The organism is Rhodosalinus sp. K401, from assembly GCF_041365735.1.
Classification (GTDB): domain Bacteria; phylum Pseudomonadota; class Alphaproteobacteria; order Rhodobacterales; family Rhodobacteraceae; genus Rhodosalinus.
The window spans coordinates 1-18454 of record NZ_JBGFSI010000008.1; the positions used below are offsets into that span (position 1 = coordinate 1).

General features: G+C 71.1%; 16 protein-coding genes, 1 tRNA gene and 1 pseudogene. 7 read left to right on the forward strand and 11 right to left on the reverse strand.

Annotated elements, in window-relative coordinates; genetic code table 11:
* Positions 1-1595, reverse strand: a pseudogene (locus tag AB6A66_RS10390) (hypothetical protein); the annotation flags it as partial.
* A 185-nt stretch (positions 1596-1780) separates the two neighbouring features.
* Between AB6A66_RS10390 and AB6A66_RS10395 the strand changes: the two are divergent.
* The gene (locus AB6A66_RS10395; RefSeq protein WP_371055830.1) at positions 1781-3100 is read left to right on the forward strand and encodes a UDP-glucose/GDP-mannose dehydrogenase family protein; all 1320 of its coding nucleotides are present in this window, start codon (positions 1781-1783) and stop codon (positions 3098-3100) included.
* 4 nt (positions 3101-3104) lie between these two features.
* Here AB6A66_RS10395 and AB6A66_RS10400 read toward each other — a convergent pair whose 3' ends face one another.
* The 5 genes from AB6A66_RS10400 to AB6A66_RS10420 all read right to left on the reverse strand — a co-directional run bounded on the left by AB6A66_RS10400 (position 3105) and on the right by AB6A66_RS10420 (position 8066).
* Positions 3105-3995, reverse strand: coding sequence for an NAD-dependent epimerase/dehydratase family protein (locus AB6A66_RS10400; RefSeq protein ID WP_371055831.1), 891 nt, complete (start codon positions 3993-3995; stop codon positions 3105-3107).
* A 36-nt stretch (positions 3996-4031) separates the two neighbouring features.
* Positions 4032-4107 (reverse strand) — tRNA-Thr (locus AB6A66_RS10405).
* Between the two features lie 45 nt (positions 4108-4152).
* On the reverse strand, positions 4153-5682 hold the full coding sequence (locus AB6A66_RS10410) for a heme biosynthesis protein HemY (RefSeq protein ID WP_371055832.1): 1530 nt from the start codon (positions 5680-5682) through the stop codon (positions 4153-4155).
* Between the two features lie 4 nt (positions 5683-5686).
* On the reverse strand, positions 5687-7273 hold the full coding sequence (locus AB6A66_RS10415; RefSeq protein WP_371055833.1) for a hypothetical protein: 1587 nt from the start codon (positions 7271-7273) through the stop codon (positions 5687-5689).
* A 52-nt stretch (positions 7274-7325) separates the two neighbouring features.
* Positions 7326-8066 carry a uroporphyrinogen-III synthase gene (locus AB6A66_RS10420; RefSeq protein ID WP_371055834.1) on the reverse strand — a complete coding sequence of 247 codons (741 nt, stop codon included), beginning with the start codon at positions 8064-8066 and terminating at the stop codon, positions 7326-7328.
* Between the two features lie 67 nt (positions 8067-8133).
* On the opposite strand from AB6A66_RS10420, the gene tsaD reads away from it, so the two are divergent.
* Genes tsaD through AB6A66_RS10435 form a run of 3 tightly spaced genes read left to right on the forward strand, consistent with a single transcriptional unit; the run spans position 8134 to position 10624 of the window.
* Positions 8134-9231 (forward strand): tRNA (adenosine(37)-N6)-threonylcarbamoyltransferase complex transferase subunit TsaD, encoded by a 1098-nt coding sequence (tsaD, locus tag AB6A66_RS10425; protein ID WP_371055835.1) that lies wholly within the window; start codon positions 8134-8136, stop codon positions 9229-9231.
* Positions 9228-10190, forward strand: a complete 963-nt coding sequence (locus tag AB6A66_RS10430) for an NAD(P)H-dependent glycerol-3-phosphate dehydrogenase (RefSeq protein ID WP_371055836.1) — start codon at positions 9228-9230, stop codon at positions 10188-10190. Before tsaD ends, AB6A66_RS10430 begins: the two co-directional genes overlap by 4 nt.
* A gap of 8 nt (positions 10191-10198) precedes the next feature.
* Positions 10199-10624: an EVE domain-containing protein gene (locus AB6A66_RS10435; RefSeq protein WP_371055837.1), complete on the forward strand. Its 426-nt coding sequence runs from the start codon at positions 10199-10201 to the stop codon at positions 10622-10624.
* Between the two features lie 170 nt (positions 10625-10794).
* On the opposite strand, the gene AB6A66_RS10440 is transcribed toward AB6A66_RS10435, so the two are convergent.
* Positions 10795-11136, reverse strand: a complete 342-nt coding sequence (locus tag AB6A66_RS10440) for a DUF2853 family protein (RefSeq protein WP_371055838.1) — start codon at positions 11134-11136, stop codon at positions 10795-10797.
* A 121-nt stretch (positions 11137-11257) separates the two neighbouring features.
* Positions 11258-12652 carry an adenosylhomocysteinase gene (gene ahcY / locus AB6A66_RS10445; RefSeq protein WP_371038802.1) on the reverse strand — a complete coding sequence of 465 codons (1395 nt, stop codon included), beginning with the start codon at positions 12650-12652 and terminating at the stop codon, positions 11258-11260.
* 284 nt (positions 12653-12936) lie between these two features.
* Between ahcY and AB6A66_RS10450 the strand changes: the two genes are divergently transcribed.
* Positions 12937-13536: an HD domain-containing protein gene (locus tag AB6A66_RS10450; protein WP_371055839.1), complete on the forward strand. Its 600-nt coding sequence runs from the start codon at positions 12937-12939 to the stop codon at positions 13534-13536.
* On the opposite strand, the gene AB6A66_RS10455 is transcribed toward AB6A66_RS10450, so the two are convergent.
* Genes AB6A66_RS10455 through AB6A66_RS10465 form a run of 3 tightly spaced genes read right to left on the reverse strand, consistent with a single transcriptional unit; the run spans position 13533 to position 15275 of the window.
* The gene (locus tag AB6A66_RS10455; RefSeq protein WP_371055840.1) at positions 13533-14021 is read right to left on the reverse strand and encodes a hypothetical protein; all 489 of its coding nucleotides are present in this window, start codon (positions 14019-14021) and stop codon (positions 13533-13535) included. The genes AB6A66_RS10450 and AB6A66_RS10455 overlap by 4 nt on opposite strands.
* On the reverse strand, positions 14018-14587 hold the full coding sequence (locus AB6A66_RS10460) for an ActR/PrrA/RegA family redox response regulator transcription factor (RefSeq protein ID WP_371055961.1): 570 nt from the start codon (positions 14585-14587) through the stop codon (positions 14018-14020). The genes AB6A66_RS10455 and AB6A66_RS10460 overlap by 4 nt, the downstream gene beginning before the upstream one ends.
* 52 nt (positions 14588-14639) lie before the next feature.
* Positions 14640-15275 (reverse strand): SCO family protein, encoded by a 636-nt coding sequence (locus tag AB6A66_RS10465; protein WP_371055962.1) that lies wholly within the window; start codon positions 15273-15275, stop codon positions 14640-14642.
* A 101-nt stretch (positions 15276-15376) separates the two neighbouring features.
* On the opposite strand from AB6A66_RS10465, the gene regB reads away from it, so the two are divergent.
* Together regB and AB6A66_RS10475 are read left to right on the forward strand one after the other, a co-directional pair.
* Positions 15377-16777, forward strand: a complete 1401-nt coding sequence (regB, locus tag AB6A66_RS10470) for a sensor histidine kinase RegB (RefSeq protein ID WP_371055841.1) — start codon at positions 15377-15379, stop codon at positions 16775-16777.
* An 84-nt stretch (positions 16778-16861) separates the two neighbouring features.
* Entirely contained in the window at positions 16862-18418 is a 1557-nt protein-coding gene (locus AB6A66_RS10475; protein WP_371055842.1) for a PAS-domain containing protein, read from the forward strand.
* Positions 18419-18454: the final 36 nt, after the last annotated feature.

Here is an 18454-nt window from a genome sequence, read left to right on the forward strand (position 1 = left end):
GTGTCGTCGCCGTCGGACCCCGGAATGATGTCGTCGGCCGCCGTACCCGTGAAAGAGATGCCCGGAGCGTCCGGCGGCGGCGGCGGATTTTCCGGTGGGGGTCCGAACCACGCCGGCAGAAACCGCGATCCACCCGTCGGGGTGAGCGCGGCGACGGCCGCATCGTCGAGCGCACGGCCGTCGCGGGTCGACACGGTCAGGGTCTCGGCTCGGAAACGGATCTCGGAACCGCCGGCGACGGACGTCACGGAGAGTTGCGAGGCGTCCCGGAACATCGGCCAGGCAGAGAGGTCGATGCGGTCCTCCGCCGGGTCGTAGTCCTCTATCCGGTCCGGCGCATCGTCCCACGCCATCACGAACACGTCGGCGCCGGGGCCGCCAAGAAGCGTGTCATCGCCCGGGCCATCCATCAGGATGTCGCGGCCCGCCCCGCCGGAAAGCCGGTCGTCGCCGCTGCCGCCCGCCAGTAGGTCATCGCCATCCCCGCCCGCAAGCGGCGCGCCCGCCGGATCGGCGCGAAGTGTGAGGCCATCGGGATCAAGCTCCATCCGGTGCCAGGCGATCGTGGCCTCGGATGCGCTCGCGGTGACGAGGTGCAGCCCGCCCACCGTGACGCCGAGCGAGAGGGAGGCGACATCGGCGAGCGCACGCCCGGCCGCATCCTCGAGCGTGGCGAGGTGCAGCAACCGGCCGCCCGGAAGCAGCCGGAACAGGCTGACCCCGTCATCGCCGCCCGCCGCCGCGACATAGACCCGCTGCGCCGTGGTCGCGACGGCCAGCTGGCCGACATGGTCGAAACGTGTCGTCAGGTCGTCGATCAGGTGATCGGCGACCGTCATGCCGCCATCCGCGTCGAGACGCAGCACCGAAAGGCTGGAACTTCCCGCCCCGGCGACGATGGCGTAGGTCGCGTCCTCGACCGTCGCGGCGGCAACCGCGGAAGGCGCGGCGATGCCCGGCCCGTCCACCGCAAGAAGCGTGTCTGCGACGCGGAGCGAACCGTCCTCCGCCACCGCGTAACTCGCCAGGCTCACCTCGCCGGACGCCGCGGCGAGCAGGAAACGGGCGCCGGCATGGTCCGCCAGAGCCAGCGCCCCGATACCGCCCGGCGCGGGGACCTGCCCGAAAGCCTCGAAGGCCCCGTCGGGCCCCATGCGCAGGACATCGATGGCCTCGGCCCCGGCATCCACGGCGTAGGCGATGCCGCTCCCTGCGGGAAGGAAGGCCTGGAGGCTTGCGGTCCCGGAAGAGGCGGCGACGGCGGCCATGGGCGCGCCGCTCGCGTCGAGCGCCACCGAGACGAGCCCGGGCGCCGCGAGCCCCGAGACGAAGACGGAAGGCGCGTCGCCTGCCGGCGCGACGGCCAGCCGCGCGGAGAGGCCCGGAACGGGAAGGCCCGGGATATCCGCGCGCCCGAGTTCGCCGAGCGCGCCATCTGGCCCTGCGGCGTAGGCCGTGAGCCAGACCCCGTCCGGCCTGCTCAGCATGTAGAGAACGTCACGGCCGCCGACCGAGAGCCAGGCGAGATCCAGGATGCCCCCGAAGACGGACGCCGTGCTGCCGCCGAGCGACGCGACATGGGTAAGAGGTGTCAAGCCGGGTTCGCCCTTTCTGCGACTCGGGCCATGCTAGGGGTGCTTGGTTAACAGAACCTTTCCGCCGCCGGCCCCACGGGCGACCACCGGCAGGCCTCGCGGCCCCGACGAACGGGTTTCACCCGTCGTTGACACGCCGCGCGGCCTCGCCCCATAAGCCCCCGACGCGACAGCGAGGGGCGGCCATGAAGATTGCGATGATCGGGACGGGCTATGTCGGGCTCGTCTCAGGCGTTTGTTTTTCCGACTTCGGACACGAGGTGGTCTGCGTCGACAAGAACCCGGAGAAGATCGCGCGCCTCGAACGCGGCGAGGTGCCGATCTACGAGCCGGGGCTCGACGAGCTCATGGCCCGCAACGTCGAGGCAGGGCGGCTTTCCTTCACCCGCGATTTCGCCCATGCCGTGGCGGGCGCCGAGGCGGTGTTCATCGCGGTGGGCACGCCGACCCGGCGCGGCGACGGCCACGCGGATCTGACCTATGTCATGGCCGCCGCCGAAGAGATCGCGCGCGTCGCCAGCGACTACGTCGTGATCGTGACCAAGTCGACCGTGCCGGTGGGAACGAACCGGCAGGTCGGGCAGGTGGTCCGCGCCGCCAACCCGGAGCTCGACTTCGACGTGGCCTCGAACCCCGAGTTCCTGCGCGAAGGCGCCGCGATCGACGATTTCATGCGCCCCGACCGCGTCGTGGTGGGGGTTCAGTCCGATCGCGCGGCGAAGGTGATGTCCGAGATCTACCGCCCGCTCTACCTGCGCGACTTCCCGATCCTGACCACCGACCTCGAGTCGGCGGAAATGATCAAGTACGCGGCCAACGCCTTTCTCGCCGCCAAGATCACCTTCATCAACGAGATCGCCGGGCTGTGCGAGCGGGTGGGCGCGGACGTGAAGCAGGTGGCGCACGGGATGGGTCTCGACAACCGGATCGGCAACAAGTTCCTCCATGCCGGGCCGGGCTATGGCGGGTCGTGCTTTCCCAAGGACACCCGGGCGCTGGCCCGGATCGGGCAGGAACACGCGATGCCGATGCAGATCACCGAGACGGTCATCAAGGTCAACGAGGAGGTGAAGCGGCGGATGATCGAGAAGCTGCTCGATCTCTGCGGCGGCAGCTTCAACAACAAGACGGTCGCGGTGCTGGGCGTCACCTTCAAGCCCAACACCGACGACATGCGGGACGCGCCGGCCCTCACCATCGTGCCGTCGCTGGTGGGCGGCGGCGCCAGGGTCCGGGTGACGGACCCCCAGGGGCGGCGCGAGGGAGAGGCCCTGCTGCCCGGCGTCAGCTGGGTCGAAGACGCCTACGAGGCGGCGCAGGAGGCCGATCTTCTCGTCATCCTGACGGAGTGGAACGAGTTCCGGGCGCTCGACCTGAAGCGTTTGGCACGGCAGATGGCCGCGCCCCGCATGGCCGACCTGAGGAACGTCTACGCGCCGCAGGACGTGCGGGACGCGGGCTTCGAGGCCTACGAGGGCGTGGGGCGCGCCGGGTTCGGCGCGTGATCCCTCATGCCGCCGGCAGGGGCGGCAACGCGGCGCCTTCGGCGACCATGGCCGCGGCGGTCTCGGCGAGCGGCAGGCCGGGCAGAAGTGCGGTCAGCCGGGCGCAGTCCTGCGTAACGCGTTCCTGAGCGCCGCCGGGCGCGGGCGTCCAGCGCCACGGCACGCCGGCCGCTTGCAGAAGATCCTCCATCGCCACGGGTTCCGGGGCGGCCACGTTCAGCAGATCGGGCAGCGGCCCGGGATGCATGGCGAGCGCGGCGATCACCCGGGCGAGCCCGAGGGGGCCGATATAGCTCCGGACCGGGCCGTGCCCGCTGGCGAAGCGGTCGAGGGCGAGCGGCGCATCGGGCGTGGCGTTTTCCGCGCTGCGCATCAGCGCGTCCGCGCCCAGAACGTTGCCGATGCGCAGGATCGCGACCTCCATGCCGAGATCCCGAAAGCGCGCGACCTCGGCTTCGGCATCCCGCTTGGCCGCGCCATAGGCGGTCGCCGGCGCGGGCGGGTCCTGCTCCGAGAACGGGCGCCTGCCGCCACCGGGTCCGTAAACCGCCGCGGAGGAGGCGAAAAGCACGCGTTCGATCCCCGCCGCCCGTGCCCCGTCCAGACTGCCGCGCGCCAGCGGCGCGTTGAGATCCAGCCGGGCCCCCGGCCCTGGCGTGATGCCCGTCAGGACAACCATGGCGGCGACGCGGGAGGCGCGCCCCGCGAGCAGGCGAGGCAATGCGCCCGGCGCTTCGAGGGGATCCCAGGCGAGCGCGCCGGGACCAGGCCGCCGGGCGGTCGAAACGATCCCGGCGCCGGGCCCCGGCGCGACGCTCCACGCCCGGCGCAGAAGGCGCCCGACCCGACCGCTCGCCCCGGCGAGAACGATGTCTTCCCGGTCATGCGCAGCCATGGCGTCGCACCTCGGGCGACAGGTGACGGGGATGGGTGGTGCCGGTGAAGGGACTCGAACCCCCGACCCCATCATTACGAATGACGTGCTCTACCAGCTGAGCTACACCGGCGCCGTGGGCGTGGCTCTTAGCACCGGGTGGCGCGGGCGAAAAGGGCTATTTTCGCGTCTCGTCCGCAGCTTCGGCCTCGACGGTTTCTCCCTTTCCGGCCTCCTCCGCCTCGTTCGCGGAGCCGGCATCCCGGGCGCGATCGGACTGCCCGGACCCGGCGGGCAGGACCTCGGCCTCCGCGACGTCCTCCCGGCGGGCGCCATGGCCCACGATCAGCGGCAGCATCGCCTCGGTCGAGGCCGCCGTCTGCTCCGGCTCTTGCGGGCGTTTCCAGCTCAGCGTGTCGAAGCCGCCGCAGTTGTGGCAGATAGGCCCCCAGTCGGCTGCAACCGCATGGCAGTTGTCGCACACCCATTGCGGGCCGCGCGGCGCGGTGACCGCGCGCGCCAGCCAGCCGCGCACGACCTCGTCCGGCGCGCCTTCGCCCCGCTCGATCGCCGCCATCGTGGTCAGAACGCGCGTGTCCGGATCCGTCTCGACCAGGTCGCCGATCGCGCGGCGCGCCGCGGGAAAATCCTCGGCCGCGATGTGAAGCTCCGCTTTCAGAAGCTTCGACTCGCGGTCCCCCGGATTGGTCTGCACCAGCTCCTCGAAGCGCTTCAGGCGCTTCGCCGGCGTCTCGTCCGGGGCGATCTCGGCGAAGGCGGCGGCGAGATCCGGATGGGGCCGCACGCCCCACGCCTTTTTCAGAAGACGCGCGGCATAGCGCGGCTTGCCCTTCTCGATGTAGCCGCGCGCCGCCATGACCGCGGCGGGAATGAGGTCGGGCGAGCGGCGGTTGGCCTCGATCGCGGCCTCGCGCGCCTTGATGTCGCTCCCCTCGTCGAGCACTTCCTTCGCCTCGGAAAGCGCGAGCACCGCGTCGCGGCGCTTGTGCAGGTCGCGCGGCATCGCACCATGCTTCAGCTTGGCGGCCAGCGTCTTGCGCGCCCCGGCCCAGTCCTTGCATTCGGCCTGAAGCTTGAGAAGCGTATCCTGCATCTCCTCGTTGCGCGGACGGATCGCGAAGGCCCGCTCCGCGAGTTTCAGGGCGGTGTCGGTATCGCCCGCGGCGAGCTTCTGCTTGAGGATTCCGCGCAGACCGACGAAGCGGGTCCGCTCCTCGGCAACGAGCTTCTTGTAGGTCGCCTCGGCGACCTTCGCATCGCCCGCGGCTTCCGCGCCCTGGGCGATGAGGATGTTGGTCAGTTCGGGCTTGTCGAGATACTTGCGCGCCTGACGCGCGCTGGAAATCGCCGCCTGCCCGTCCCCCGCGGCCAGCGCCATGAGACTGTCGCTCACGGCGCGCAGGCCCTTCTTTTCCCGGTTGCGGGTGAAATACCGGCTGATCGCCGTCTCGTCACCGTTGATGAACCGCAGCGTCGCCACCAGGAGCGAGACCAGCTTGAGCACGACATAGAGCGCCACGACGAGAAGAAGCAGCGCGATCGCCGACTGCAACGCGCCGAGGGTGAACTCGGTATTCGCCACGGTGATCTGAACCCCGCCCTCGGCGTCCAGAAGCCAGGTCGCGCCATAGGCGAGACCGGCCACGGCGGCGACGAAAAGCAGGATCTTGATAAGGGACCAGAGCATGCGGCTATTCCTCGTTCAGGCGCTGCGCGAGCGCGTCCGCGGCGGAGGTGGCGGCGACGCGGGCGCGCGCGCGCTCCTCCCATGCCGCCATTTCGGCCCGGGCGGATTCCGGCAGCGCCGCGAGCTCCTCGAGCGCCGCACCAAGCTCGCCGGCACGCACCGCGGCCTCGGCGCGCGACAGCACCGCATCGGCGTCGTCGCCCTCGCGGGCGGTGGTCGACCGCGCGCCAAGCTCGTCACGCAGGAAGTTCATCAGCCGCCCACCGGCATCCTCGGGGGGCGCCTCGGCGTTCCGCGCGGCGGCGAGCGCCGCCCGCGCCGCGTCGGGAAAGGCGTCCTGCAAGGCGGCGAGCGGGGCCACGCCGTCGGCGGCGGCGGCGGCAAGGCCCTCGGGCACAGGCTCGTCCAGCCCGTCCGAAAGCGCGTCGAGCGCGGCGTCATATGGCTGCCCGGCATCGATGGCCGACACGATCCGCGCGAGCGCGGACACGGCTTCGGCACGGCGTGCGGCCTCGGCGGCGTCCGCCTCGCGGGCGGTGGCCTCTTCCACCATCCGCTCCACCTCGGCGCGCTGCGCCGCCACGGACTCCTGCAAGGCCTGGAGTTCACGCTCATACGCCGCGATCACGCTGGCTTCGACGTTCTCGGCCGCGGGGCGCTTCTCGACCTCGGCAAGCCGTGCGTCGATGTCGCCCAGCCGTGCGGCGATCTCGTCGATCCGCGCGGCGGAGGACGACAGCGCCGCCACCTCGTCGGAAAGGCCCGTCAGATCCGATTGCAGGCCGGAGATGGCGCCCGCCATCTCCTCCAGCCGCGCGTCGAGAGACGAAATATCGGGGGCGTCGTCGCTCAGCGCCGCGAGCTGCTGGCGCAGCTCCGCGATTCGGTCGGACTGCGCGGCAAGCGCGTCTTCCAGTTCGGTGTCGTCCCGTCCCGGCAGGCCCAGCGCCTCGGGGTCGATGACCTGCGCGGCGCCGAACCCCAGCGCGGCGGCGGCGACCCCGCCGAAAAGCATGGGCCAGAAACCGCCCTTCCGCACGATCGTTTCGCGCGTCGCGGGCGCCGACCGCGTCTCGCGGGACGATCGCGCCTCGTCGTCCGCGCTCGCGCTGGCGGCGGCGGCTCCGGCCGCCGCGCCGGCGGCGGCGCCCCCCGCGGCCTCGGCGACGGGCGCGCCGGTCCGGTCCGCGTCATCGGCGGTGTCTTCCGGCTCTTCCTGCTGCGACTCCTCGCCGCCGCCCCAAGGCTGCGCGGGCGGCGCCTCGTCGGGTTCATCGTCGGCCGTTCCGGTCTGCGGCGCCTCTCCGCTCCCGGCCTCGGCATCCGGGGCCGCGCCGGTGTCCGGTGCGTCATCCTCGACCGCGCCGGGGCCGGCATCCGACATCGCGGCGGGCGCGTCCTCGCCTTCGGGAAAGGCGTCGGGTTCGTAGGCCCCCGGGTGTTCCGCGCGGTCGGGGGTGTCCTCGTCCCGGGCGCTGTCGTTTTCGGCGCCGTCTTCGCCTTGCTCCGGCTCGGAGCCGTCGACCGTCGCGGCGGCCTTGTCCTCGTCTTCGGTCTCGGAGGGCTTCCGCGTCTTGTCCCGGTCTGCCACGTCTCACCCACCTTTCGATTCTCGTTCGGCTGCACTGTCGCCGGGGGCGACCTTACCCGGCACCCTCATCGCTCTCAAGCCGCACGGCGCTTTCAATAAGTTGCGCCACGCCCTTCAGCATGGAAGGGGCGTCGGGCCGCGTCGCCACGGCGATGCGGCGGGCCGGAAGATGGCTCACCCGCCCGGCCACGGCCTCGCTCATCGCGACGAGCCAGAGCGGCGCGCCGCCGCGATGCTGCCGCGCGAACTGCTCGGCCGTGCGCGGCGAGAAAAGCGGCGCGACGACGGGCGCGCGCCCTGCCAGGACGCGGCGGGCCCGATCCGTGAAGGGCAAGAGCACCTGGCGGTAAAGCACCGCCTCCTCCACGCGAAGCCCCGCCGCACGAAGCCGCATCGCGACATCGCCCCGGGCATGCTCGCCGCGGACATGCACGATGCGCCCCGCGGGCCGCCGCGCCGCGACATGCGCCACGAGCGCCTGCGCGTCGCCGCCCGCGGGCTGCGCGGAGATGCCCGCGCGGCGCGCCGCCTCTGCCGTCGCCTCGCCCACGGCGAAGGCAGGCAGGCCGCGGGGCCCGCCCGCCGCGACAAAGGCGCGGACCCCGTTGGCCGAGGTGAAGACCAGCGCCGCAACATCGGCCATGCCGGGCAGCCGGCCCGCGAAATCGACGCGCATCAGCGGCGAGATGCAGACCTCCGGCGCGGCGTCGCCCAGGATCCGCGAAAGCTCGGTCGCGAATCGCTCCGAGGCGTCATGGGGCCGGGTCAGCAAAAGGACGGGCGGGGGCGGCATGGGCGGGCCATTGTTCGGACGCGGGCACGGTGCTACGGGAGAGCGTTCCGAAGCATCGGGAGGCGTTGTGGCGGATCAGCTCACCATATTGGGGCTGGAAAGCAGTTGCGATGATACCGCTGCCGCGGTCGTGCGGCAACGTGCGGATGATCGGCCCGAAATCCTCGCCTCCGTCGTGAAGGGACAGGGCGAGCTGCACGCGGCCTATGGCGGCATCGTACCCGAGATCGCCGCCCGGGCGCACGCGGAACGGCTCGACCTCTGCGTGACGGAGGCGCTGTCGGTTTCGGGGCTCACGCTCGGGCAGATGGACGCCGTGGCGGTGACGGCCGGTCCGGGCCTCATCGGGGGCGTCCTGGCCGGGGTGATGTGCGCGAAGGGGATCGCCGCCGGGGCCGGTCTGCCGCTCGTCGCCGTGAACCACCTCGCGGGCCACGCGCTGACGCCCCGCCTGACCGACGGGTTGGCGTTCCCATATCTGATCCTTCTCGTCTCGGGCGGGCACTGCCAGCTTCTGGAGGTGCGCGGCGTGGAGGCGTTCCACCGGCTCGGCGGCACCATCGACGACGCGCCGGGCGAGGCGTTCGACAAGGTGGCGCGCCTGCTGGGCCTGCCCCAGCCCGGGGGGCCGTCGGTGGAGCGGGAGGCCGCGGCGGGCGATCCGGCGCGCTTCGATTTCCCGCGCCCGCTTCTCGACCGGCCGGGATGCGACATGTCGTTCTCGGGGCTGAAGACCGCCGTGCTGCGCGCGCGCGACCGGCTGGTGTCGCAGCAGGGCGGGCTGACGCGCGCCGAACGCGCGGATCTCTGCGCCGGGTTCCAGGCGGCGGTCGCCGAGGTGCTGGCCGAAAAGACCCGGCGGGCGCTTCACGCCCATCTCGCACAGACGCCCGCCGCCCCCTCCCTCGCCGTGGCGGGTGGGGTCGCGGCGAACGCCACGATACGCACCGCGATCGAGCGGGTCGCGCGCGACGCCGGCGCGCGCTTCGTCGCGCCGCCCCTCGCGCTTTGCACCGACAACGCGGCGATGATCGCCTGGGCCGGGCTCGAACTTTACCGCGCCGGCCGGCGCGACGGGATGGAGCTTGCCGCGCGGCCGCGCTGGCCGCTCGATCCGGGGCGGGCCGGGTTGCTCGGCGGTGGGCGCAAGGGGGCCAAGGCATGATCGGCATCGCGGGCGGGGGCGCGTTCGGCACCGCGCTCGGCATCGCGCTTGCAGGTGCGGGACGCGGGGTGCGTCTCTGGGCGCGCGACCCGTCACACGTGACCGCGATGACGCAGGCGCGCGAGAACCGCCGCCACCTTCCCGGTCACGCCCTGCCACCGGGCCTGTCGCCCGTCGCGGACGTCGCCGCGCTTTCGGGGGCAGAGGCGATCCTGCTCGCCGTGCCGATGCAGGCGCTGCGCGGGCTGGTCGAAGCCGAGGCGGAAACGCTTGCCCCGCACCGCCTCGTCGCCTGCTGCAAGGGGGTCGAACTCGGCACGACGCTGGGCCCGGCCGAGGTTCTGGCCAAGGCGTTGCCCGGGGCGTCCGCCGCCATCCTCACGGGACCGAGCTTCGCCCATGACATCGCGCGCGGGCTACCGACGGCGCTCACGCTCGCCTGCGCCGACAAGGCGGCGGGCGAGGCGCTGCAGGCGCTGCTCTCGACGCCCGCGCTGCGGCTTTACCGCACCGCCGACATAGTGGGAGCGGAGCTTGGCGGCGCGCTCAAGAACGTCATCGCCATCGCTTGCGGCGCCGCGATCGGGGCCGGGCTGGGCGAAAGCGCGCGCGCGGCGGTGATGACGCGGGGCTTCGCCGAGATGAACCGCATGGCGGTGGCGCAGGGGGCCGACCCGGCAACGCTCGCCGGGCTTTCGGGTTTCGGCGATCTCGCGCTCACCTGCACCTCCGAAGGCTCGCGGAACTACCGGCGCGGGCTCGCGCTGGGGCGGGGGGACGCGTTCGACCCGGCGGTCACCGTGGAGGGCGCGGCAACCGCCCGCGCGGTGGCCCAGCGCGCCGCGCGGCTCGGGGTGGAGATGCCCATCACCGAAGCCGTCGTCGCCTTACTGGAGGGGCGGCTTGACGTGACGCAGGCGATGGACATGCTTCTGGCGCGGCCGCTGCGCGCGGAATAGGAGGCGAGATGCGTTACTGGCTCTTCAAGTCGGAACCCGACACCTGGTCCTGGGACGACCAGCTCGCCAAGGGGGACGCCGGCGAGGAATGGGACGGCGTGCGAAACTACCAGTCGCGCAACTTCATGCGCGAGATGACGGTGGGCGATCGCGGATTCTTCTACCACTCGCAGACCGACAAGGCGGTGGTGGGCATCGTCGAGGTGATCGCCGAGGCGCATCCCGACAGCACCAGCGACGACCCGCGCTGGGACTGCGTGGACGTGAAGGCCGTGGCCCCCTTTCCCCGGCCCGTGACGCTGGACGAGATCAAGGCCGACCCGGGGCTGGCTGAGATGGTGCTGGTGAAGAACCCGCGCCTGTCGGTCCAGCCCGTGTCGGCGGCGGAATGGCGCCGTGTCTGCAAGATGGGTGAGGCGGACCCGGAGTCCTGACACGGAAAACGGAGGGCCGGCCACGCCGGAACCCTCCGCCACTCCCGGTGCTCCCACACACCAGACATGCGTCCTGTCGGTTCCGGCCATTCTGGCCTCTACCGACAGAATAGCGCCGGTCAGGGGCGCGGCGCAAACCGGAAGTGCCTAGAATTGCCCGGATCGGGCGATCAGGCGTAGACAGCTTCCTTGCCGAAATGCTTGGTCAGTAGATAATAGACCACGGCACGATACTTGTTGCGCTCCGAGGCGCCGTAGGTTTCGATCACCTTCTGGATGGCATCGTCGAGTTCCGGACCGTCCTTGAGGCCGAGTTTCTTGACGAGGAAGTTCTGCTTCACCGTCTCGAGTTCCCCGGGCTGGCTCGAGGCAACCGTGGACGCGTCCGCGTCGTAGATCGCCGGGCCGCAGCCGATCGTGACCTTGGTCAGAAGGTCCATGTCCGGCGTCACGCCGCACTTCTTTTTCAGATCGTCGGCGTAGACCTCGATCAGTTCCTCTCTTCGTCCCATCCGAAAACACTCCCTGTCCCAACACGCCGCTGCGGGCAAACCGCCGGCCTGGCGCCAGTCTACCCTCACGCAACGTCACCTCAAGACGTTTCTTGCGCGGGGCGCCCGGGACGGGATGCCCTCAGTAGCGGTAATGCTCGGGCTTGAAGGGACCTTCGGGCGTCACGCCAATGTACGCCGCCTGCTCGGGATCGAGCGGGGTGAGCTTCGCGCCGATCTTCTCGAGGTGCAGACGCGCCACCTTCTCGTCGAGGTGCTTGGGCAGGACGTAGACCTTGTTCTCGTACTGGTCGCCCTTCGTCCAGATCTCGATCTGCGCGAGCACCTGGTTGGTGAAGGAGGCCGACATCACGAAGGACGGATGCCCCGTGGCGTTGCCGAGGTTCAGCAGACGCCCTTCGGACAGAAGGATGATCCGGTTGCCCGCCGGCATCTCGATCATGTCCACCTGGTCCTTGATGTTGGTCCACTTGTGGTTCTTCAGCGCCGCGACCTGGATCTCGTTGTCGAAATGGCCGATGTTGCCGACGATCGCCATGTCCTTCATGTCGCGCATGTGCTCGAGGCGGATGACGTCCTTGTTGCCGGTGGTGGTGATGAAGATGTCCGCGCTCGAGACGACGTCTTCCAGCAGCACGACCTCGAAGCCGTCCATCGCGGCCTGGAGCGCGCAGATCGGATCCACCTCGGTCACCTTCACGCGGGCGCCCGCGCCCCGCAGGCTGGCCGCGGAGCCCTTGCCCACGTCGCCGTATCCGCAGACGACCGCCACCTTGCCCGCCATCATCGTGTCGGTGGCGCGGCGGATGCCGTCCACGAGGCTTTCCTTGCAGCCGTACTTGTTGTCGAACTTCGACTTGGTGACGCTGTCGTTGACGTTGATCGCCGGGAAGGGCAGGTGCCCCTTCTCCATCATCTTGTAGAGCCGGTTGACGCCCGTGGTGGTCTCTTCGGTCACGCCCCTGATCATGTGGCGCTGTTTCGTGAACCAGCCGGGGCTTTCGGCCATGCGCTTGCGGATCTGGGCGAAAAGCGCCTCCTCCTCCTCGGAGGTCGGCACGGCGATGAGATCCTCCTCGCCTTCCTCCACGCGGGCACCCATGAGGATGTAGAGCGTGGCGTCGCCGCCATCGTCGAGGATCATGTTCGCGCCGCCCTCCTCGAAATGGAAGATGCGGTCGCAGTAGTCCCAGTACTCCTCCAGCGTCTCGCCCTTCACGGCGAAGACGGGCGTGCCCGTCTCGGCGATGGCCGCGGCGGCGTGATCCTGGGTGGAGAAGATGTTGCAGGAGGCCCAGCGCACTTCGGCGCCGAGCGCCGTCAGCGTCTCGATCAGCACGGCGGTCTGGATCGTCATGTGCAGGCTGCCGGCGATGCGCGCCCCGGCGAGCGGCTTCGACGCGCCGTATTCCTCGCGCAGCGCCATGAGGCCCGGCATCTCCGTTTCGGCGATGTCGAGTTCCTTGCGGCCGTAGCCGGCAAGCGAGATGTCCTTGACGATGTAGTCCTTGGCCACGGGGCGGCTCCTGCTTGATGGCTGGCTGTCGGCTATCGCTATAGCGACCGTGCCGGCCATGTTCAACGCGCCCGGGGGCCCGCAACGCCGTTCGGAGGCCCCGCGGACCGGCGCAATACCGAAAGATCGGATCGAATTGGCTGAAATACCGGAAACACGGCGCCACCGGCGCGACATGTCGCCGCCCGAAGCCGCGGGGCCGATCCGCCCGCGCGGCGCGGGTCTGGCGGAGCGGCCGGCCGCTCTGCTAGGAGAGCGGCGATCCGTTCATCCGGGACCGCGCCATGCCGAAAGCCCCGCCCCGCGCCTGGCAAAGAATGCTCTCGGGCCGCCGGCTCGACCTTCTCGATCCGACGCCTGTCGACATCGAGATCGAGGACATCGCCCACGGCCTCGCCTTCGTCGCGCGCTGGAACGGCCAGACCGAAGGCGACTGGCCCTATTCGGTGGCCGAGCATTCGCTCTTGGTCGAGGAACTCTTCGCCCGGATGCATCCCGGGGCAGGGCCAGCCGCGCGCCTCGCCGCGCTTCTGCACGATGCGCCGGAATACGTGATCGGCGACATGATCTCTCCGGTCAAATCCGCCGTGGGGCCGGGGTATGGCGCGCTCGAGGCGCGGCTTCAGGCGGCGATCCACCTGCGCTTCGGCCTGCAGGCGGAATGCGGCGCGAAACTGAAGAAGCAGATCAAGCGCGCCGACCGGGTGAGCGCATGGCTCGAGGCGACGCAGATCGCGGGCTTCGACGCGCGCGAGGCGGACCGTTTCTTCGGCCGGCCCGACGCCGGCCTGATCGAGGGTATCGTGATCCGGCCGCGCCCGCCCGTGGAGGTTCGTACCGCCTACAGGCGGCGGCACGCGGACCTCCTCGAGGCGCTTGGTTAGCCGACGCCGCCCGTCGGGCAGTCGCGCCCGGCCCAGAGCCGGGAAATCTCGCCGTCCGGCCCGGAAAGGCCGCGTATCCCGTCGCGCTCGAAGGGGCCGAGCCCCGCGCCGCCCGGAGCCGGGCCGCCGGCGCGAAGACCGCTTGCGGTCGGGATCGGCCGGGGCGCGGGAACCGCCTCCCATCCGACGAAAGCGTCGCGCGCGAAATGGAGCGCGAGGCCCTCTTCGGCCCAGCGCACCGTCTGCACGCCCGCGCAGGCGACCGAGCGTTGCGGCGGGGCGGGGGAGCCGAGTATGTCGCGCAGCGTGTCCGTGGCGCTTTCCTGTGTACGGCCGAATCCGACCTCGAGGCCGGTGCCCGCAACGTCGAGCCCGCTTGACGACAACCGCAGCTGCGCGCCGGCGGGCGGCTGCGGCGCCACCGGCGCACAGGCGGCGAGCGCTCCGGCCATAAGCAACGCGACGGCCGGGCGCACGACGCTCAACGCGGGCTCCGCTTGGCCAGGATGCGCTGAAGGGTGCGGCGGTGCATGTTGAGCCGCCGCGCGGTTTCCGACACGTTGCGATCGCAAAGCTCGTAGACCCGCTGGATATGTTCCCAGCGCACGCGGTCGGCGCTCATCGGGTTTTCGGGGGGCGGGGGCAGATCCTCGTCGCCGGCGACAAGCGCGTTGACGATGTCGGTCGCGTCCGCGGGTTTCGACAGGTAATCCGTCGCACCGATCTTCACGGCCGCGACCGCGGTGGCGATGGCCCCGTAGCCCGTCAGCACCACGATCCGCGCATCGGGCCGCGCCTTGCGCAGATCCTCGACCACGTCGAGCCCGTTGCCATCGCCAAGGCGAAGATCGATCACCGCGTAGGCGGGCGCGTCCCCGGCCACGGCGGCGCGACCGTCCGCCACGCTTTCGGCGGTCCGCACGTCGAAACCACGCTTTTCCATGGCCTTGGCCAGCCGACGCAGGAACGATTCGTCATCGTCGACGAGCAGCAGCGTGCGGTCGGGGCCAAGATCGAGTGTCTGGGTGTCGGCCACTTCGGCCTCCGGCATATCCAACATGAGGCAACACTTAGGCCGTCACCATGCAGGGGTCAAACGCCGCTCACATCGCCTCGACGAAGCATTGCACCCGGTCGGCCAGGTCTTCGGGCCCCGCATCGCGCCGGAAAAACTCCACGAAGCCGTGGCCGGGCAGCACGAGGTAGGTGAAGGTGGAGTGATCGACCAGGTAGTAGGGGTCGTCGCTCGCTTGCCTGTTGTAGTAGGTGCGGAAGGTCTGGCTTGCCGCCTTCACCTGCTCGGGCGAGCCGGTGAGCCCCACCATGCGGGGATGCAGGTTCTCGGCGAAGGCGCCGACCACCTCCGGTGTGTCGCGCTCGGGATCGATCGAGATGAAGACCGGGGTGACGATGTGCCCGCGCTCTTCGAGAATCTCCACCGCCGCGACGTTCCGCGCCGTGTCGAGCGGGCAGACATCGGGGCAGAACGTGTAGCCGAAGTAGAGCAGCGACGGCTTCGTGATGACGTCCGTGTCGGTCACGGTTTCCCCGGCCGCGTTCACGAGCTCGAAGGAGCCGCCGATCTGGCCCGAGCCCCCTGCGACCTGCGCGCCACGGCACTGCGCGAACCTGTCGCCCTCGCCGCTCGTGGAGCCCGTGACCCTGTCGCCGCCCACCAGAAACACCAGCCCGAGGCCGAGACCAGCCACACCGGCCGCGGCAAGCGTAATCCATCGCATCATGACCATCTTCGCGCCCGCGGGACGCGTCTCCGAAGTTGAAGCTTTCGTCATGAGACCTAATGATTGCAGGGGCGGATGCAAGCGGCAGGAAAGCGCAGATGACCGACACCTCGCTGACCATGCTGCCCGGGCGACGGCGGCGCGACTGGATCCGCCTGCGCACGACGATCCTGCTGCGGTGGATGGCGATCTTCGGGCAGTTGGTGGCGCTGCTGATCGCCCGCGAGCATGTCGGTCTGGTGCTGCCGCTCGGGCCCTGCCTTCTGGTGATCTCGGCCTCGATCATCGTCAACCTGGTCGCGATGTTCGTCTTTCCGGGCAACCGGCGCCTGTCGGAGCGCGAGACGATGCTGATGGCGCTCTTCGACATCCTGCAGCTCGCGCTGCTACTCGCGCTGACCGGCGGCCTCCACAATCCCTTCGCCCTGCTGCTGCTCGGCCCCGTCACGGTGTCGGCGTCGGTGCTGGCGCTCGGCTCCACGCTCTTTCTCGCCGCCGTGGCGATGACCGTGGTCTCGGCGCTGGCCGCCTGGCACGTGCCGCTTCGGTTGCCGGACGGCGCCGCGCTCGAGATGCCGCCGCTCTACCTTTTCGGAGTCTGGGCCGCGCTGATCATCGCGCTGGCCTTCCTGTCGATCTACTCGCGGCGCGTCGCGCAGGAGATGCACGCCATGTCCGACGCGCTGACGGCCACGCAGATGGCCCTCGCCCGGGAGCAGAAGCTGACCGACCTGGGCGGCGTCGTGGCCGCCGCCGCGCACGAGTTGGGCACGCCGCTGGCGACCATCAAGCTGGCCGCCGGCGAACTGGCCGAGGAACTCTCCCGCAATCCCGAACTCTCGGAGGACGCGCGGCTGATCGCCGCGCAGGCCGACCGATGCCGCGACATCCTGCGCTCCATGGGGCGCGCCGGGAAGGAAGACCTGCACCTGCGGCAGGCGCCCCTGACCGAGGTGCTTCGTGAGGCGGTCGAGCCGCACCAGAACCGCGGCAAGACGATCGTGTTCGAACAGTCCCTCGGCGCCGGCGCCGAGCCCTTGCCCCCCGCGATCCACCGCCGGCCCGAGATCATCCACGGCTTGCGGAACCTGGTCCAGAACGCCGTCGACTTCGCGCACGACACCGTCTGGGTCGAGGCGCGCTGGAGCGCCGACTGGATCTCGGTCCGGATCATGGACGACGGCGACGGCTTCCCGCCGCAGGTGCTGGCACGGATCGGCGAGCCCTTCATGCGCCGCCGCCGGAGCGTGCGGGACCTCGTCGCGCGCCCGCAATACGAGGGCATGGGCCTTGGTCTCTTCATCGCCAAGACGCTGCTGGAGCGCACGGGCGCGCAGCTCAGCTTCGCCAACGGCGCGGACCAGGCCGCACCGCGCGAACGACGGCCGGAGCGGTCCGGCGCGGTGGTCGAGGTGAGCTGGCCACGGCGCAAGATCGATGCGCGCAGCGGCGAGGATCCGGTGCCGTCGGCCGGGCCCAACCGGCCCATCGAGGCGTGACGGGCGCCGCGGCCTTTACACTTCGTTAACCATTCTCCGATCAGGCTTGCCGCGTCGCCACCAGCTGTCGGAGGCCGACGGGCCATGCCCGACGCCGCAACATTCGCCGCGATCGCCCTGGGCAGCTTTGCCGCCGCGCTTCTCGGGGCGTGGCTCGTGCCCAGGGTTTCGCGCGACGACGCCGTTGTTGTCGCCGATCCCCACGGCGAGGCGGTCGTGTTCCTGATGGAGGGGCCCGACATCGCCGACGCCAGCGCGCCGGCGCTCGCGCTTCTTCCACGGGACGCGGCGGCGTTGGATGACTGGGCGCGGCTGCGCGCCTGCCTCGGCCCGCGCTTCCCCGCCTTCCCCGAGACCCCCGACGGGGTGCCCGAGGGCGGGACGCGGCTACCCACGGCGGACGAGGAAGACGACGCTTGCCTCGTGTTGCAGCGCCAGGGCGGCGTGCTGCGCGTCGAGATCGAGGAGCCCGAGATCGACGCCTCGGACCGGCACCGCCTCGCTCTCGCGCGGCTGGACTGCGCGACGCTGCGCCATGCCACCACCCACGCGCCCGACCCCTGCTGGCGCACCGACGCGACCGGCCGCGTCGTCTGGGCGAACCGCGCCTATCTTGCCCTTGCGGAACAGACCCGAAGCTGGGCCGAGGGGGCCGTACCACCCAGGCTCTTCGACCTGCCGCGGCCCGCCCCGGGCGACCCGCCGGCGCGCCATGCGGTCAATCGCCCGAACGGAACGCCGATCCACTGGTTCGACATCCGGACCGTGCCGGCGGGCGGCGAATGGGTGCACTTCGCCACCAACGTGGACGCCGCGGTGGCGAGCGCCGCGGCGCAGCGCCAGTTCGTGCAGACCCTGACGAAGATCTTTGCGGAGCTTTCGATCGGCCTGGCCGTCTTCGACCGCGAGAGGCGCCTCGTCCTCTTCAACCCGGCGCTTCTCGATCTGACCGGGATGCCCGCCGACCTGCTGAGCGCGCGTCCGGCGCTCGCCACCTTCTTCGACCAGCTGCGCGAGCGCCGCATCATGCCCGAGCCCAAGGATTACGGCTCCTGGCGCGAGGCGACCGAGGCGCTGGCCACCGCCGCCTCCACCGGGCGCTGCGCCGAGAGCTGGAGCCTGCCCTCGGGACTGACCTATCGCGTGACGGGACGGCCCCACCCGGACGGCGCCGTGGCGTTCCTGTTCGAGGACATCACCGCCGAGGTATCCCTGACCCGCCGGTTCCGCACGGAAATCGAACTCGGGCAGGCCGTGCTCGATGCCCTCGAGGAGGCGCTCGCCGTCTTCTCGCCACAGGGCGTGATCGTCTTCACGAACCGCGCCTACCGTCGGCTCTGGGCGGTGAACCCGGACGCCCGCATCCGCGACACCACCGCCGCCGAGGCGCTGCGCCTCTGGCAGACGGCCTGCCGCCCGGGTCCGGATTGGGACGGGCTGGCCGCCGCGCTTTCGGCCGGGGCGCGGACGGCGTCGTGGCGGGAGGCGGCGGTGCATCGCGACGGGCCGCGGCTCGATGTCCGCGTGCGCCCTCTCGGCGGCGGCGCGGCGGTCGTGAGCTTCGGCATCGACCCGCGCCGCCTGCTTGCCGCGCCCGACCGGCCCGCCACCGGCGGGCAGCGCACCGCGGATGTGGGCTGATCTGCGCTTGCGGCCGGGGGCGGGCGCGATAGTCTC